Raw genomic sequence first — 16,838 nt, forward strand, 5'->3', positions numbered from 1 at the left:
CCTTCTCAGACCTGGGCGAACTGCTCGGTGTGCACCCGGTCGTCCGGGACACCGAGCGCGGTGAGGGTGGCGAGGACGTCGCCGACGAGCTGCGGTCGGCCGCAGACGAAGTAGTCGAGCCGGCGGGCCGGGTCGTCGAGGTCGGTCAGGACGGCGGCGAGCAGCGCGGTGTCGATCGGCCCGGTCGCCCCGGACCAGTCCGCCGACGGGCGGCGCAGCACCTCGGTGACCTGCAGGTCGATCAGCGTGCGCAGATGCGCGAGCTCGGCCCGGAACAGCAGGTCGGCGCGGTCGCGGGCGTGCACGACCAGCCGGTACGGCCGCCGGTCGCCGCGGTCGGCGGCGGTGCGCAGCATGCTCATCATCGGGGTGATCCCGACGCCGCCCGCGATCAGCACGAGCCCGGTGGACGGCACCGAGTCCGGGGTGAACGAGCCGTACGGGCCGTCCACCCAGACCGGGTCGCCGCGGCGCAGCTCGCGCAGCCGCCCGGCGAAGTCACCGGTGTGTCGCACGGTGAACTCGACCCGCCCGCGGTCCGACGCCGACGACGCGATGGTGAACGGGTGCTCCTCCACCGACATCCGCTCCAGCCGCAGCCAGGCGAACTGGCCGGGCCGGAACCACGGTCCGGCGTGCCGGCCGGGCCGGGCGAGGACGAGCGTCGACACGGTCGGGCTCTCCGGGCGCACGACGTGCACCCGGAACTCGCCGGTCGCCGCGCGGGCGCCCCAGCGCAGCACCAGCACCGCGACCAGCAGCAGGCCGAGCCCGCCCAGCACGGGCCCCATGACGGCGTCGCCGACCAGGTTGTTCAGCCACAGCACGTGCAGCGACGACGCGCCGACGACGACCGCGGCCAGGCTCAGGTGCAGCCAGCGCCACACCTCGTGCGAGCCGGACCGGACACCGCGCAGTGCGAGCACCAGCAGCACGACGACCGCGATCGTCGCGAGGGTGGCGGCCTGGCCGCGGGCCGGTGCGGCGAGCGGCACGAGCAGCCCGACACGTTCGGGGTGGTCGGCCACCACGCAGGCGAGGTGCAGCGCGACCAGCACCCCGGCGAGCACGCCGAGCCTGCGGTGCAGGCCGAGTAGGGTCTCCAGGCCGAGGGCGCCGGAGAGCCCGCGCACCCGGGACGGCAGCACCGCGACGATCACCATCGCCGACAGCGCGAGCAGCCCGGTCAGCACCGAGAGCTGGTGCAGCAGCGGCTGCGGTCCGGAACGGAGCATCCAGATCAACGACGGGCCGACGAGGACCGTGACCAGCACGGATCCCCACACCGTGCGGGCGCGGCGGTGCGCCAGCCAGGCGTCGGCGGGCGGCGGGGTGTCCCGCCGCAGGGGTGCGGTGACCGGATGCGGAACCGGGCGGGTCACCGGTCACCGGGCGTGCGCCCGGCCGGTGAGGGTGCCCGCAGCGGGCGGGGGTGGTGGGTGCGCGAGCGGTGGACCGTCACGGACCGGCCTCGGGCCGGTCGCGGGTGCGACGCTACGGTCGGGCGGACGCCGGGGGCGCGTCCGCGCAGGGCGGGGCGGGTCATCGGATCACTCCGGTTCGTGGAACCGGCCGGGTGGGGAGCCCCGGCCACCGCCGCGGCATCCAGGGGGAGCGGGCCGCGGTGCGGTGACACGAACATAGGAACCCCACCGGGACGGGGTTGCGTTCCTGAGAACACGCACCGCCGTCCGGTCGTCGGTGTCCGGCGGGCGGGGACCGATCGCTCCGGTCGGAGTACGGACGTACGACCGACCGGCGCGATGACTCTCAGGGACACGACGTTCACCGCGCGCGACCACCGCTGGTCCCGCGCAGTCGGCCTCCGGCGGCGCGATCGGGCACGCCGGCACAGCCGGAGACGGCAGCCCCGGGCACCCCGGAGCCCGGCGGGACCGCTGCGGACGGCCGGTCGATCGGCCGGTGGCCGGCCGGGAGCTGCGACCGACGGCCCGACGACACACGACGGCCGCGCCCGCCCACGCGGGGCGGACGCGGCCGGTGGAGGAGGGTCAGGCGGAGACGCGCTCCGCGGCGCGGACGCCCTCGGCGAGCTCGCGGGCGAGCGACTCGACCGCGGACGGCCCGCCGGACTCCAGCGCCTGCACGAACGCCGTCCCGACGATGACGCCGTCGGCGTAGCCGGCGACGTCGGCCGCCTGTTCGGCGGTGCGGACGCCGAGGCCGACGCACACCGGCAGGGTCGCGACCTCACGGGTCCGGGCGACCAGGTCGCGGGCCTCGACGCCGACCGAGCGGACGCCGGTGACGCCCATCAGCGACGCCGCGTAGACGAACCCGCGGCTGGCCTCGACGGTCATCCGCATCCGCTCGGGGGTGGTCGTCTGCGCGACGAGGAACACCCGGTCCAGGTCGTGGGACTCCGAAGCGGTCAGCCAGTCCTCGCAGTCGTCGGGCAGCAGGTCCGGGGTGATGAGCCCGGAGCCGCCGGCCTCGGCGAGCTCGGCGGCGAACCGCTCGACGCCGTAGCGGTCGATCAGGTTCCAGTAGGTCATGACCAGCGCCGGGGCGCCGGCGTCGACGACCGCGCGCACGGCGGTGAAGGCGTCCCGGCTGCGGGCGCCGTTGTCCAGCGCCTGCTGGGTGGCGCGCTGGATGACCGGGCCGTCCATCAGCGGGTCGGAGTAGGGCAGGCCGATCTCGACGACGTCGACGCCGCCCGCGACCATCGCCCGCATCGCCTCGACCGAGCCCTCGACGGTCGGGTAGCCGACCGGCAGGTAGCCGACCAGCGCGGCCCGGCCCTCGGCGCGGACCTGCTCGATCCGCTGCGCCACGCTGCCCATCAGACCGCTCCGTCCGTCACGGCGTTGCCCTCGTCGTCGATCAGCTGGAAGTACTTCGCGGCGGTGTCGACGTCCTTGTCGCCGCGGCCGGACAGGTTGACCAGCACGACCTTGCCCTCGCCCAGGCGCGTCGCCTCGCGCAGCGCACCGGCCAGCGCGTGCGCGCTCTCGATGGCCGGGATGATGCCCTCGGTGCGGCAGAGCAGGCGGAAGGCCTCCATGGCCTCGGCGTCGGTGACCGACTCGTAGCGGGCGCGCCTCATGTCGTGCAGCCACGAGTGCTCCGGGCCGACGCCCGGGTAGTCCAGGCCCGCGGAGATGGAGTGCGAGTCGCGGGTCTGGCCGTCCTCGTCCTGGAGGATGAAGCTGCGCGAGCCGTGCAGGACGCCGACGTCACCGCCGCCGATCGACGACGCGTGCCGCGGGGTGTCGACGCCGTCGCCGCCGGCTTCGAAGCCGACCAGCTCGACGGAGGTGTCGTCGAGGAACGCGTGGAAGATGCCCATCGCGTTGGAGCCGCCGCCGACGCAGGCGCAGACCAGGTCGGGCAGGGCACCGGTGAGGTCCTGGACCTGCTGCCGCGCCTCGACGCCGATGATCCGCTGGAAGTCGCGCACCATCGCCGGGAACGGGTGCGGCCCGGCGACCGAGCCGATGAGGTAGTGCGTGTCGGCCACGTTGGTGACCCAGTCGCGCATGGCCTCGTTCATCGCGTCCTTGAGGGTCCGCGTGCCCGAGGTGACCGGGCGGACCTCCGCTCCCAGCATGCGCATCCGGGCGACGTTGAGCGCCTGGCGCTCGGTGTCGACCTCGCCCATGTAGACGACGCACTCCAGGCCCATCAGGGCGGCGGCCGTGGCCGAGGCGACGCCGTGCTGGCCCGCACCGGTCTCGGCGATGACCCGGGTCTTGCCCATGCGCTTGGTGAGCAGCGCCTGCCCCAGCACATTGTTGATCTTGTGCGAGCCGGTGTGGTTCAGGTCCTCGCGCTTGAGCAGGATGCGCGCGCCGCCGGCGTGCGCGGCGAACCGCGGCGCCTCGGTGACCAGGCTCGGGCGGCCCGAGTAGGTGCGGTGCAGCTCGGTGAGCTCGGCCTGGAAGGCCTCGTCGGACATGGCCGTGTGATAGGCCTGCTCGAGCTCGTCCAGTGCGGCGACCAGCGCCTCCGGGACGTAGCGGCCGCCGAAGCGGCCGAAGTACGGGCCGGTCTGGTCGACCAGCCGCGCCGTGTCCCCGGCCGGGGGAAGGGCGGTGTCGGTCACGAGTACTCCCTGACGGATCGAGGACCCCGATCTCGGGCCGCCGCCGGGCGGGGATGCGCCGGGAGATCGGGCGGTCACGACGGTACACCGGGCCCACGACGACGGCCGCGGCACCGGGGGCTCTCATATATCAGCGCCCCGGCGCCGCGCGGGCGGGACTCAGACGTAGCGCGGGCGTCCCGCGACCCAGCCCAGCACCATCTCGGCGACGATCACCGCGCCGAGCAGCACCAGCGACGGCGTCCAGGACCCGGTGAGCCCGTGCAGGATCCCGAACAGGAACGGGCCGGTCGCGCCGATGAGGTAGCCGAAGCCCTGCGCCATCGCCGACAGGTCGGTGGTCTCGGCGGCCTCGCGGGTGCGGAGCGCGATCACGCCGAGCCCCAGCGGGAAGACCGCCATGCCGACGCCGAGCAGGACCGTCCACAGCCAGGGCGCGGCGGCCGGGGCGATCGCGAGCCCGGCGACGGCGGCCAGCGAGCAGCAGGCGAGCCCGACGATCCAGCCCGACTGGGACGCCCGGTTCAGTGCGATCGGCGGGATGACGAAGCTGAGCGGGATGCCGATCAGGTTGATCAGGGCGAGCATCAGCCCGGCGTCGGTGCGGGTGACCCCGACCGAGACGAACAGCTCCGCGAGCCACCCCATCGCGACGTAGGCGACACAGGCCTGGAGCCCGAAGAACGCGGTGACCACCCAGGCCAGCGGCCGGCGCACCATCGGGCGCCGTTCCCCCGCGTCGGTGCGCACGACCGGCTCCGGCTCACCGTGCCGGGCCCCGATCGTCCAGACGACCAGCGCGGCCAGCGACAGCAGCGCCCACGCCCCGACCGCACCGCGCCAGCCGCCGAGCAGCGGCTCCAGCGGCGGCGTGAACGCGGCGCCGATCCCACCGCCCGCGGCCAGCGCGGCGGTGTAGACGCCGGTGACCCGGCCGACGGCGTGCGGGAAGGACTGCTTCACCACGACCGGGATCAGCACGTTGCCGATCGCGATGCCCGCCGCGGCGACGAAGGTGCCGCCGAGCACGACCCACGGGCCGTCGACGACGCGCAGCACGAGCCCGGCGGTCAGCACCGCCATCGCGAGGCCGATCGCGCGGGCCATGCCGAGCCGGCGGGAGAGCAGCGGGGCGGCGATCGCGGCGAGGCCGAAGCAGATGGTGGGCACCGCGGTGAGCACACTGGTCCAGACCGCGGAGGCGCCGAGGCCGTCACGGACCTCGCCGAGCACCGAGGACATCGAGGTCACGGCCGGGCGGAGGTTGGAGGCGGCCAGTGCCACCCCCACGACGAGCAGCGGAGTCCCGACGAGCGCACCGCGGCGCGACGGCCCGGTCTCCTCGGCCCGTCCGGTGGCGATGGTCTCCTCCGCGCGTGTCTCCTGCTCAGCAATGCTCACGAAACAGTATTGTTACAGACATAGGATGTTCGGATGGAAGGATGATCCGGTGCCTCTCGTCACAGCGCGCCGCGGTGGCCTGGTCGACCAGGTCATCGACCAGCTCCGTTCCGCCATCACCGGCGGGGAGTGGCCGGTCGGTGCCCGGATACCGCCGGAGTCGGAGCTCGCCTCGTCGTTGGAGGTCGGCCGCAACACCGTCCGCGAGGCCGTCCGCGCCCTCGCCCACGGCGGCCTCCTGGAGGTACGCCAGGGCGACGGCACCTACGTGCGGGCCACCACCGAGCTGTCCGGGGCGCTGCGCACGCTGTGCGGCCCGGAGCTGCGCGAGGTGCTGGAGGTCCGCCGCACCCTGGAGGTCGAGGCGGCCCGGATGGCGGCCGCCCGCCGGACCGACGCCGACCTGACCGTCCTGCGGGCGGCGCTGGCCGGGCGCGACCGGGCCGTCGCGGCCGTCGCGGCGTACGGCCGTCGCGGGGAGGAGCCGGACACCGCGGACCTGGAGCGCGCGGCCCGTGCGGACACCGACTTCCACGTGGCCGTCGTCCGGTGTGCGGGCAACGACCTGCTCGTCGAGCTCTACCGGGGTGTGGTGGAGGCGGTCGCGGACAGTGTGAAGACCACGATGCCCGGCACCGCGGGCACCGAGGACGACATCTCCCACACCGGGATCGTCGAGGCCATCGCCGACGGCGACGTGGACCGCGCCGCCCGCGAGGCCGGGGACTTCCTGGACCGGCTCATCGCGGCCCGCCCGGTCACCCCGCAGGGCCCCGCCGGGGAGCGCGGCCCGGACGCCGGGGCCGGGCCCACCGCCTGACCCGCGACCCCGCACCCGGGCCGCCCGTCGACCGGCGCGTCCCGTCCGCCGCGCCGGGCCGCACCGTACGGGCGCAGGCCCGGCACGGAGGTCACGGTCCGGTTAGCCTCCTTCGCCGGACCCACCCCCGCCCCCGACCCGATCTCGAGGAGTGCTCCGGCGTGCTGAAGGGCTTCAAGGAATTCCTGCTGCGTGGCAACGTGATCGACCTGGCGGTCGCCGTCGTCATCGGTGCGGCGTTCACGGCCGTGGTCACCGCCTTCACAAAGGCGTTCCTGGAGCCGCTGCTCCGGCTGTTCTCCGGCGGGGAGAACGCCGTGCCCCCGGGCACGATCCCGCTGACCGACGAGGTGCAGCTCGACTACGCGAGCTTCCTCAACGCCGTCATCACGTTCCTGATCACCGCCGCGGTCATCTACTTCCTGGTCGTCTTCCCGATGAAGTGGCTCCAGGAGCGCCGCAAGCGCGACGCCGAGGACCCGGCCCTGGAGACCGACCTCGACCTGCTGAAGGAGATCCGCGACCTGCTCCGCGACCAGGCCGAGCGGGACCGCGAGCGGGCCCTCGCCCCGGCACCCCGCGCCGTCGGGCAGCCGCCGGCGCCGCCGATGCCGCCCGGCCCGCCGCAGGGCCGTCCGGCGCCCCCGCCGCAGCCGCCGCAGCCCGGCCCGGTCGACGACGGCTCCCCCGAGCCCTACCCGGACACCCCGCGCCGGCCCCGGCACCGCGGCTGAGCCTGCTCACTCCGGGTCGTTGCCCGACGGCCCGCCGACCCGGTACGGCGTGGCCACCCCCTCGTACATGAGGTGCGCCGTCAGGCCCTCCGACGGGTGCGTCAGGTTGTGGCAGTGGTCCATCCACACCCCGGGGTTGTCGGCGACGAAGGCGATCTCGTAGCTGTCGCCGTCGGCGACGTCGAGCGAGTCGATCCACCAGGGGCTGCCCGTCGCGGGCACCCCGTTGCGGGACAGCACGACGGCGTGGTGCCCGTGCAGGTGCATGGGGTGCACCTCGCCGCTGCCGTTGGCGATCCGCATCCGCACCACGTCGCCGCGGGCGACCATGAACATCGGCACGTCCGGCCACATGTGGCCGTCGACCGTCCACCACAGACCGGGCACGCCGTCGACGAAGCCGGGGCGGCGGCCGATGTCGTAGTCGAAGCGGCGGTCCGCGGCGGCCGGGTCGAACCCGAGCGGCGCGGGCGTGCCGTAGCCCAGCGGGTCGAGCACGCGGTCCGGCCGTGGTGCCGCCGCCGGGCCGGGGCCGTCGCCGAGGACGACCGCGGCGTTGCCGCCGATCTCCACCCGGGCGCCGCCGGGTGGGACGGTCACCTCCAGGTCCAGCCGGCCGCCCGCGGTGAGCAGCACCGACTCCCCCGTCACCGGGGGCGGGTCGTGCACCTCGGTCCCGTCGATCGCGACGAGCCGGTACGGCGCCCCGGTCACCCACGCCGAGGTCGGGCCGTTGTCGGTGTTGACCATCCGGACCCGGATGCGGGTGCCGGGCGCGGCGGGGACGGGCAGCACGGCGCGGCGGCCGTCGAGCAGGCGTGCGCCCTCGTGGACGTGGGCGGCGGCGACCACGTCCGGCCCGGTGGGGCCGTCGCGCGGCTCGACGACCAGCACCCCGTACAGGCCGCGCTGCACCTGGGTGTTCGCGACCTGGTGCGAGTGGTACCAGTAGGTCCCCGCGTCGCGGGCGACGAAGCGGTAGACGAACTCCCCACCCGGTCCGACGGCGTCCTGGGTGACGCCGGCGGTGCCGTCGTCGCCGTTCGGGACGTCGACGCCGTGCCAGTGCAGCGTGATGCCGTCCGGCACGTCGGCGTTGACCAGCCGCACCTGCAGCACGTCGCCCTGCCGGATCCGGATCAGCGGGCCGGGCGACGTCCCGTTGAGGGTGTAGCCGTCGAGGGTGCGGCCCGAGGGCAGCGGGATCGCCTGCCTGCGGGCGGTGAGCGTCAGCGACACGGCGGGGGCGGCCGTCGAGGTCTCGCGCAGGGTGTCGACGCCCACCCCGTGGTGGTCGTGCGTCTCCGTGGCCGGGGCGCCGCCGGTGTCGACGTAGCCCATCTCGGTCACCGCGTACGGGGTCGGCAGCAGGCTCCCCCACCACATCCGGCCGATCGGGGCCAGCAGGGCGAGCGTCGCGAGCACCGCCACCAGCACCCGACGCCGCCCGGGCCGCGGCGGGGCGGGCGGACCCGGCCGCGCGGGCGGGCCGTCGGACGGCCCGGGCGGCAGCTCCGCCGGTGGACCGGGCGGCCCACCGGGCTCCGGCCGTGCCGTGGGGACGGGGTCGGCGGCGATGGCGGCGCTCCCGGGCTCAGGCGACCCGCTCGCCGGCCGTCGCGGCGGCACCGGACCGCGAGCCGGCCCGCTGCCCCGCGAACACCGCGCAGGCGAACAGCGCGAGCGCGCAGAGCCCGTGCAGCGCCCCGAGCCCGGTCACCGAGTGCCCGAGGATGCCGAGCAGGACCTGCAGCGCGACCAGCCCGACGACGATCCCCGCCCACCGCACCCCGCCCGGGACGCGGGCGAAGAACGCGACGACCAGCAGCGCCAGCGCCAGCACCGGCACGACGATCTGCCCGTTGATCCCGTGCAGCGCGAACCCGCCGACCCCGGTGAAGTCGGTCGTCTCGCTCTCCATCCCGGCTTTGTCGAGGACCCCGCCGCCCTCGATCCAGGTGCCGAGACCGAACACGGCGTAGGCGATCGCGGCGGCCTGGATCAGGACCTCCAGCGCGACGAGATGGGCGATCACTCGGTAGGCGGTACGCACGGCGACCTCCGGCTCCTGCGGCGAGCGGACGCCGGACAGTGAACGCCACGTGAGCGGGGTCACACATGCTCAATCCAGATGAAACACTCCACCCTTTCGACTCGACACGGCACGAACCCCCCACCAGGCTGAGCCGGTCGCGGGCGGCACGGGCCGCCGCGGAGGGGAGCGCACCACGATGGCGGACGCCACCACGTCGACGGCGGAGGACGGCCCCGCACTGAAGCGGGTCATGGGGCCCAAGCTCCTGCTGCTGTTCATCATCGGCGACATCCTGGGCACGGGCATCTACGCCCTGGTCGGCCAGGTAGCCGAGGAGGTCGGCGGGGCGGCGTGGGTGCCGTTCCTGGTCGCCTTCGCCATCGCCATGATCACCGCGTTCTCCTACCTGGAGCTCGTCACCAAGTACCCGCAGGCGGCGGGCGCGGCGCTCTACACGCACAAGGCGTTCGGCATCCACTTCCTGACGTTCATGGTCACCTTCGTGGTGATGAGCTCGGGGATCACCTCGGCGTCGACGGCGTCGCGGGCGTTCGCGGCGAACCTGAACGAGGGCTTCGGGCTGGACCTGGGCAACGGCGGGATCGTCCTGATCGCGCTCGGCTTCATGCTGCTGGTCGCGCTGGTGAACTTCCGCGGCGTCGGCGAGAGCGTGAAGCTGAACGTGGTCCTCACCCTGGTCGAGCTGTCCGGGCTGCTGCTGGTGATCCTGATCGGGATCTACGCCATCGCCGGCGGCGACGCCGACTGGTCGCGCGTGGTCGCCTTCGACACCCCCGAGGACAAGGGGGTGTTCCTGGCGGTCACCTCGGCGACCTCGCTGGCGTTCTTCGCGATGGTCGGCTTCGAGGACTCGGTGAACATGGCCGAGGAGTGCCACGAGCCGCGCCGGATCTTCCCCAAGATCATGATCACCGGGCTGACCATCACCGGGGTCATCTACGTGCTCGTCGCCGTCTGCGCGGTGGCGCTGGTCCCGGTCGGCCCGCTGGCGGCGAGCGAGACGCCACTGGTCGAGGTCGTCCGCGCCGGGGCGCCCGGCATCCCGGCCGACCAGGTCCTGCCGTTCATATCGATGTTCGCCGTCGCCAACTCGGCGCTGATCAACATGCTGATGGCCTCGCGGCTGCTCTACGGGATGGCCAACCAGGCCGTGCTGCCCAAGCCGCTGGCCCGGGTGCACCCGTTCCGCCGCACGCCGTGGGTGTCGATCATCTTCACCACGCTGATCTCGTTCGCGCTGATCAGCTACGTGTCACTGGACTCGGACTCCGACGTCGTCTCCGCGCTCGGCGGCACCACGTCGCTGCTGCTGCTCGCGGTCTTCACCGTCGTCAACATCGCGGTGCTGGTGCTGCGCCGCGACCGGATCGCCGAGGACCACTTCCGGGCCCCGCCCGGGCTGCCGGTCGTCGGCGCCGTCGCGAGCCTGTACCTGGTCCTGCCGTTCTCCGGGCGCGACACGATCCAGTACGAGCTGGCCGGGCTGCTGCTCCTGCTCGGCCTGGTGCTCTATGCGATCACCCTGCTGCTCAACCGCAGGCTCGGGGTGAAGAAGGCGACCCTGGACCCGTCGAAGCTGGACGGCTGAGACGTCCGATCAGGGCCGCAGGACGATCTTCCCGACCTGGGCGTTGGACTCCAGGTGCTCGTGCGCGGCGACGACCTGGTCAAGGCCGTCGAACACCCGGTCCACCTGCGGGGCGAAGTCCCCACCGCGCATCCCCGCGGCGACGAACGCTGCCGCCCGGCGCAGGCGTTCGGCGTCGCGGGTCATCGCGAACAGGGTGAACGAGCGGACGACGAGATCGGGCAGCGTCGCCGTCGGGAAGATCGTCGGCTCACCGGAGAGCCTGCCGTGGATGACGATCGTGCCGTCCGGGCGGACCGCGTCGGCCATCGTCTCGACGGCGGGTCCGGCGACGGCGTCGAACACGACGTCCAGGCCCCGGCCGCCGGTGATCTCCCGGCAGCGCGCGACGAGGTCCTCCTCCCCGGTGGCGACGACGTGTGCGGCGCCGGCGTCGAGCAGCGCCTGCGCCTTGGCGCGGCTGCGGCTGGTGGCGATCGGGACGGCGCCGATCCGGTTCGCGGTCGCGATCGCCGCCAGCCCCACGCTCGACGACGCCGCCGTGACCAGCACGTGGTCGCCCGGCTGCAGGACGCGCGGTTCGAGCAGCCCGGCGTAGGCGACGAGGAACGGCATCCAAGTCGCGGCCCCGGTCACCGCGTCCACCGGCCGCGGTACCAGGGCACGGGCCGGGACGAGGGCATGGTCGCCGTAGACGGTGTGGTCGTTCATCGAGAACGCCGGGACGATGCTCACCGGGTCCCCCGCCGACCAGCGGTCCACGCCCGCGCCGACGGCGGCGACGGTGCCCGCGGCCTCGTAGCCCAGACCGGCCGGGAGCCGGGTCGGCTCGATGTACTCACCGCGCCGGAACATCGACTCGGCCCGGTTCAGCCCGATCGCCTCGACGGCGACGACGGCCTCCCCCGGCCCCGGCTGCGGCACGGGCTCCTCGACGACCGTGAGCACCTCGGGCCCGCCGAGCTCGGTGAAACGAACGACCCTGTTCATGCCCTCCACCCTGCCGGTCGGGCCGGTCCGCGCACCCCGTCCGACCGGCCGGGATCGCTCAGAGCGCGCGCAGCCGGCCCGCGAGCTCACCCTCGTAGAAGGCGAAGAACTCCTCGACGTCCGGTCCGGCGCTGATCAGCGCGAGCCGGTCGTAGCCTGCGTCGGCGAAGCCCTTCACCGTCGCGACGTGGGTCTCGACGTCCGGGCCCGCCCCGAACGCGTCGGCCATGTCCTCCCTGCGGACGAAGGCCGTCGCAGCCTCGAAGTTGCGCACGTTCGGCAGCTCGGCCTGGATCTTCCAGCCGGTCGGGCCGAACCGGAACAGCCGGTGCGCGGACTCCAGCGCGGCGTCGACGGTGCCGGCGTAGGCCAGCGGGACCTCGGCCCAGCGGGAGCCGGTGCCACCGGCCGCGGTGTAGGCGTCGATCAGGTCGGTGCGGGGCTCGGTGGCGAACAGACCGTCGCCCAGCTCACCGGCGATCCGGGCCGCCTTCGGCCCACCCGCGGCGACGACGATGTCCGGCAGCGTCTCCGGCAGGTCGAACACCCGCGCGTCCTCGACGGACAGGTGGGTGCCGCGGTAGGTGCGGTAGCCGCCGCTCCACAGCAGACGGATGATCTCGAGTGCCTCGCGGAGCATGGCGTGCCGCACCCCGACGACCGGCCACGGGTGCCCGGTGACGTGCTCGGACAGCTGCTCGCCGGAGCCGACGCCCAGGGTGAACCGGCCGTCGGACAGCAGTGCGGTCGTCGCCGCGGCCTGGGCGATGATCGCCGGGTGGTAGCGGATCGTCGGGCAGGTCACCCCGGTGGCCAGGCCGATCCGCTCGGTCCGCATCGCGATCGCGGCGAGGATCGACCAGGCGAACCCGGAGTGCCCGTGGCTCTCCAGCCACGGGTGGTAGTGGTCGGAGATCTCGACGAAGTCGAAACCGGCCTCCTCCGCCCGGACGGCCTGGCGGACCATCTCCTGCGGCGTGTGGGCCTCGGCGAAGAGCTTGAAGCCGATCTGCACGACGGGTGTCCTCTCCTCGGGGGTGCCCCGGCGGGGTTCCCGGCAGGCGTCGGATCACTCCTGCGGCAGCAGGACGATCTTCCCCGCGGTGTGCCGCTTCTCCAGCTCGGTGTAGGCGTCGCGGACCCCGTCGAGGGGGTACCCGGCCGCGATCGGGACCTGCAGGGCCCCGTCGGCGACGAGCGCGCCGAGCGCGGCGAGGTCGTCGCGGCCCGCGGAGTCGGCGGTGCCCCGGGTGGCGGCGCCGTGGGCCTGCGCGCCCTCGAAGTCGATGATCGTGTTGATCCGCTCCGCGGGGACACCGAGCTCGCGGGCGAGCGCCACGTAGCCGCCGCCGAAGAGGTCGACGACGGCGTGCACCCGGTCCGGCGTCGCGGCGCGCAGGTTCGCCAGCGTCTCCTCGGGCGAGGACCCGTAGGCGACCGGGGTCACGGCCAGCTCGCGGAGCCGGTCGTGGTTGCGCTCGGAGGCGATCCCGACGACCTCCACGTCGCGCAGCGTCAGCAGCTGCACCGCGATCTGCCCCACCCCGCCCGCGGCACCGGCGACGACGACCGTCTCCCCCGGCTGCGGATCCACCGACGCGACCGACGCGGCCGCGGCCGTCCCGGCGATGTAGAGCACCCCGGCCGTCGCGACGTCGAGACCGGCCGGGCGGCGCAGGACCTGCTCGGCGGGCACGTCGACGTGGGTGGCCTGGGAGGCGCGGTCGTCGGTCCAGCCGAAGACGTCGTCGCCGGGCTCGACGTCGGTGACGCCCTCCCCGACCGCCGCGACGACCCCGGCCCAGTCGCTGCCCTGCCCGCTGGGGAACGTACTGGGCCAGGACTCGGCGAACACGCCTTCGCGCAGCGCGGTCTCGCCCGGGTTGATCCCGGCCGCGTGCACCTCGACCAGGACGCGGCCCGGACCGGGGTCGTCGAACCCGACGCCGGCCACGTACAGCTCGTCGACGCCGCCGTAGCGGTCGTACCGCACGGCCCTGCCCTCACGTGTGCTCATGTCGGGCAGCGTTCCCGCTGCGCGACGGCCTGCACCGATGAGCCGGGTCACACCGGTGGGTGCAGCTCCACGGCCGCGCCGGTGACGGTCCGGCGACCGCCCTTCAGCACCCAGCGGACCGGTGCGACGGCGGCTACCGCCGTGCCCGGGTCGGGCGCGTCGAGGCAGACCAGGTCGGCCGGGGCCCCCGCGACGACCCCGGTGGCGGCGGCCGGGGTGCCGAGCACCCGGGCGGCGCGCGGGCCGACCAGGTCCAGGCAGGCCGCCAGCTGCTCCGGCGACGCCTGGTGGGTCAGGTTGGCGTAGAGGTTCGCCATCCGGACCAGGGAGCCGTCGCCGTAGGGGGTGAAGGCGTTGCGGACGTTGTTCGTGGCCACCGCCGCCGGGGCGTCGCGCTCGACGAGCCGGTCCAGCACGACGACCCCGCGCGGCGCCCCGGCGCCGGTCTCCCGGCCGGTGAGGAACAGGTCCGTCGACGGCAGGGAGACCACGCCGACCCCCGTCCCGGCGCACCGGTCCAGCACCGCGGCGCGTGGCTCGGGCTCCAGGAACGACCACGCCGTGCCGTGGCCCGCGGTGACCCGGCCGCCGAGCCCCGCCCGTTCGGTCAGGTCGCACAACGTGCCGATCAGCGCGCCCTCGGCGGTGCCGTCGAACAGGTCCAGGTGCAGGTCGACGTCGGCGTCGTGGTCCGCCGCCAGCCCGAACACGCGGTCCAGCTGGCCCGCGGGGTCGTCGTCGGCGTAGGGGGCGCCGCCCACGACCGCGCGCCGGCCCGCCGCCCGGGCCCCGCCGAGCGCCTCGTCGAGCAGCCGGGCCGTCTCCGGCGAGCCGGTCAGGCCGTCCTGGGCGAACACGCAGACCTCGACGTCGACGGCCCAGGCCCAGTCCGCCGCGGCCGCCAGCACACCCTCCAGCCCGCGTCGCCCGACGGTGGGGTCGAGCTCGACGTGGGTCCGCACCCGGGTGGTGCCGTGCGCGACACAGGACGCCAGGACGGCCCCGGCGCGGGCGGCGACGTCGTCGACGGTGAAGTCCGCCTTCATCGCCGCGGTCTCGGCCATCGCGTCGTCGACGGTGCCGCCGGACCACGAGCAGCGGTCCGCGGTGAGCGCCTTGTCCAGGTGCAGGTGCGCGTCGACGAGGCCGCCGACGACGAGCCGGTCCCCCGCGTCGGTACCGGGTGTCCCGGCGGGCGCCGGGGCACCCACCGACCGGATCCTGCCACCGGACACCACGATGTCGACGGCGCCGTCGTGGCCGGGGACGCGGGCGCGCCGCACGACGGTCACGGCACCGTCGTCGGCCGGGTCCGGGGGTCGCGGTGATGTGGAGGTGGTCATCCGGTGAAGACTCTCTCCCCGGACAGGATCCCGCAGGTCGACCGGTGGACAACGGCCCGGGGCCCGGTACGGTGAACCCATCGGAAACTCGGCCGTACGTCCCCGGACATCCGGCCCCGCACCATCCGTCGGGCGGGGTCGCGGGCGAGGCGTGCCCGATGCCGGGTGGCCGTCGTGACGTCGGCCGAGCCCGGTCGCCGGCGGCTCGGCCACACGGGCAGCTGGCCGGAGCCGCACTCCCGGGTGAGCCTGCGCGAGCACACCCCGGCGCCCGGTGTGACCGTCCTCGAGGTGATCGGTGACGTCGACCTCGCCGAGGCCGAGGCGATCCGGGCCCGGATGTCGGAGATGCTCCACCAGACGCGACCGGCGCGGGCCCTGCTGGACCTGTCCGGCGTCGGGTTCCTCGGGTCGCACGGCCTGACCGCGGTGGTCCGGTCCTCACGGGCGGCCGGTGAGGCCGGGGTCCGTCTCGACGGGGTCACCGGCCCGGGCAACCGTGCGGTGATCCGGCCGGTGCGGATGACCGGGCTGGACCAGGTCATCACCTGGTACCCGGATCTCGACACGGCCCTGGGGTCCTGAGCCTGCACCCCGACGATCTCGTCCGGCGCGCGCCGCGCCTGTTCCACACCACGCCCGCCGCGTCGTGGCCCGGGATCGCCACGCACGGGCTGCTGCCGGTCGCAGGGCTGCTCGACCTGTTCGGGGTGACCGGCGACGAGCGGGAACGGCGGCTGACGACGCGTCGCCCGCGGGCGGTGCGGCTGCACGCGCTGCCCCGCTACGCCGACACCGAGCACGTCGTCCTCACCGTCGACACCGCGTCGCTGCTGGCCGCGCACGGCGACCGGGTGCTCGTGACCCGGATCAACTCCGGCGCCGCGCTGTTCGCGCAGGGGCGGCGCGGGCCGGACACCTTCCTGCCGGTGGGGCGGGTGCCGTCGTCGTGGCGGCCGGTGGAGGTGGCCGTGCCCGGCGGCGTCCGGGACCTGCTCGCGCACCTGGTGGACGCCCCGGCCGTACCGGAGCGCTCCGGATGAGCCGGCCGGTCGCCGTCGTGCTCGCCGACGCCTGGACCCGGCCGTCGGCCGGCGACCGCACCGACGACACCGAGGCCGTCGCCGACCTGCTGCGCCGCAGCGGGCACGGGTTCGACGTCCGGACCGCGGGCCCGGCGGGCGACCGTCCGCTCCGGGAGGCACTGTCCGACCCGGACACGGTGCTGTTCGCCCACCCCGGTGCCTCCGGCGACGACGAGGCCGCGTTCCGGCGGCTGCGCGCGGACAAGGGCGCGATCCGTCGGTTCGTCCACGGGGGCGGGTGCTACCTGGGCGTCTGCATGGGCGCGTTCCTGGTGGAGCGCGGCTTCCTCAACCTCGTCGGCCTCGCCGTCGACGAGTACTGGTCCCGTCCGGGGGCCGATCCGTCCACCCCGGACCCGGCCCTGGTCACGGTCCGGTGGCGCGGAGCCGAACGGCGGATGTTCTTCCAGGACGGGGGCGTGATCCGGCCGACACGCCGGGCGCTCGCGGAGACCGAGATCCTGGCCACATACGCCGACGGCACGGTGGCCGCCTGCGTCACCCGGTGCGGTGACGGCGCGGTCGGTGTCGTCGGCCCGCACCCGGAGGCCCCGCCCTCGTGGTTCCACGACCACGGTGTCGACCTCCCGGCCGACCATGATCATGACCTGGGGATCGATCTCGTCGACACGCTGTTCCGGACGGTCCACGGGGCGTCGTCGCCGCCCTGACGACGGCGGGATACCTCGTCTGGCTACGCACCGCACCCGACCGGGGTTCACTGGTTTGCGAGTG

At 74.7% G+C, this 16,838-nt stretch carries 15 protein-coding genes and 1 pseudogene; 6 read left to right on the forward strand and 10 right to left on the reverse strand.

From position 1 onward, the window contains the following. Window positions 1–5: 5 nt before the first annotated feature. The 4 genes from KPF22_RS28660 to KPF22_RS28675 form a co-directional block, all read right to left on the reverse strand. Window positions 6–1,382: a ferric reductase-like transmembrane domain-containing protein gene (locus KPF22_RS28660; protein WP_083658629.1), complete on the reverse strand. Its 1,377-nt coding sequence runs from the start codon at window positions 1,380–1,382 to the stop codon at window positions 6–8. Window positions 1,383–2,012: 630 nt separating this feature from the next. Further along, window positions 2,013–2,807: a tryptophan synthase subunit alpha gene (trpA, locus tag KPF22_RS28665; protein ID WP_208823784.1), complete on the reverse strand. Its 795-nt coding sequence runs from the start codon at window positions 2,805–2,807 to the stop codon at window positions 2,013–2,015. After that, complete coding sequence (trpB, locus tag KPF22_RS28670; RefSeq protein WP_224403857.1) at window positions 2,807–4,069, reverse strand: tryptophan synthase subunit beta; 1,263 nt, start codon at window positions 4,067–4,069, stop codon at window positions 2,807–2,809. Before trpB ends, trpA begins: the two co-directional genes overlap by 1 nt. Window positions 4,070–4,228: 159 nt before the next feature. Beyond that, window positions 4,229–5,470 (reverse strand): MFS transporter, encoded by a 1,242-nt coding sequence (locus KPF22_RS28675; protein WP_307799602.1) that lies wholly within the window; start codon window positions 5,468–5,470, stop codon window positions 4,229–4,231. Window positions 5,471–5,519: 49 nt separating this feature from the next. Here KPF22_RS28675 and KPF22_RS28680 point away from each other — a divergent pair, with 49 nt between their 5' ends. Further along, a complete protein-coding gene (locus tag KPF22_RS28680; protein WP_208823789.1) occupies window positions 5,520–6,290 on the forward strand; it encodes a FadR/GntR family transcriptional regulator in 771 nt (256 codons plus the stop codon). Between the two features lie 161 nt (window positions 6,291–6,451). Beyond that, window positions 6,452–6,829: pseudogene (gene mscL, locus KPF22_RS28685) on the forward strand (large conductance mechanosensitive channel protein MscL); the annotation flags it as partial. A 201-nt stretch (window positions 6,830–7,030) separates the two neighbouring features. Here the strand turns inward: mscL and KPF22_RS28690 are convergent. Both KPF22_RS28690 and KPF22_RS28695 read right to left on the reverse strand, forming a co-directional pair. Beyond that, window positions 7,031–8,461 carry a multicopper oxidase family protein gene (locus KPF22_RS28690; protein ID WP_224403858.1) on the reverse strand — a complete coding sequence of 477 codons (1,431 nt, stop codon included), beginning with the start codon at window positions 8,459–8,461 and terminating at the stop codon, window positions 7,031–7,033. 157 nt (window positions 8,462–8,618) lie between these two features. Next, window positions 8,619–9,140, reverse strand: a complete 522-nt coding sequence (locus KPF22_RS28695; protein WP_224403859.1) for a DUF6220 domain-containing protein — start codon at window positions 9,138–9,140, stop codon at window positions 8,619–8,621. Window positions 9,141–9,255: 115 nt separating this feature from the next. On the opposite strand from KPF22_RS28695, the gene KPF22_RS28700 reads away from it, so the two are divergent. Continuing rightward, a complete protein-coding gene (locus KPF22_RS28700; RefSeq protein ID WP_208823793.1) occupies window positions 9,256–10,668 on the forward strand; it encodes an APC family permease in 1,413 nt (470 codons plus the stop codon). A 9-nt stretch (window positions 10,669–10,677) separates the two neighbouring features. Here KPF22_RS28700 and KPF22_RS28705 read toward each other — a convergent pair whose 3' ends face one another. Genes KPF22_RS28705 through KPF22_RS28720 form a run of 4 tightly spaced genes read right to left on the reverse strand, consistent with a single transcriptional unit; the run spans window position 10,678 to window position 15,018 of the window. After that, window positions 10,678–11,658, reverse strand: coding sequence for a zinc-dependent alcohol dehydrogenase family protein (locus KPF22_RS28705; RefSeq protein ID WP_073575685.1), 981 nt, complete (start codon window positions 11,656–11,658; stop codon window positions 10,678–10,680). Between the two features lie 58 nt (window positions 11,659–11,716). Further along, entirely contained in the window at window positions 11,717–12,673 is a 957-nt protein-coding gene (locus KPF22_RS28710; RefSeq protein ID WP_224403860.1) for a TIGR03557 family F420-dependent LLM class oxidoreductase, read from the reverse strand. 54 nt (window positions 12,674–12,727) lie between these two features. Beyond that, on the reverse strand, window positions 12,728–13,675 hold the full coding sequence (locus KPF22_RS28715) for an NADP-dependent oxidoreductase (RefSeq protein WP_208823797.1): 948 nt from the start codon (window positions 13,673–13,675) through the stop codon (window positions 12,728–12,730). Between the two features lie 47 nt (window positions 13,676–13,722). Further along, a complete protein-coding gene (locus KPF22_RS28720; protein WP_224403861.1) occupies window positions 13,723–15,018 on the reverse strand; it encodes an amidohydrolase family protein in 1,296 nt (431 codons plus the stop codon). A 174-nt stretch (window positions 15,019–15,192) separates the two neighbouring features. Here KPF22_RS28720 and KPF22_RS28725 point away from each other — a divergent pair, with 174 nt between their 5' ends. Genes KPF22_RS28725 through KPF22_RS28735 form a run of 3 tightly spaced genes read left to right on the forward strand, consistent with a single transcriptional unit; the run spans window position 15,193 to window position 16,774 of the window. Continuing rightward, window positions 15,193–15,603, forward strand: a complete 411-nt coding sequence (locus KPF22_RS28725) for an STAS domain-containing protein (protein ID WP_224403862.1) — start codon at window positions 15,193–15,195, stop codon at window positions 15,601–15,603. Between the two features lie 38 nt (window positions 15,604–15,641). Next, on the forward strand, window positions 15,642–16,061 hold the full coding sequence (locus tag KPF22_RS28730; RefSeq protein ID WP_374107543.1) for a hypothetical protein: 420 nt from the start codon (window positions 15,642–15,644) through the stop codon (window positions 16,059–16,061). Further along, entirely contained in the window at window positions 16,058–16,774 is a 717-nt protein-coding gene (locus KPF22_RS28735) for a hypothetical protein (RefSeq protein ID WP_224403863.1), read from the forward strand. The genes KPF22_RS28730 and KPF22_RS28735 overlap by 4 nt, the downstream gene beginning before the upstream one ends. Window positions 16,775–16,838 lie beyond the last annotated feature (64 nt).

Origin of the sequence: Pseudonocardia sp. ICBG1034 (assembly GCF_020131375.1) — a bacterium.
Taxonomy (GTDB): Bacteria; Actinomycetota; Actinomycetes; order Mycobacteriales; family Pseudonocardiaceae; genus Pseudonocardia; species Pseudonocardia alni.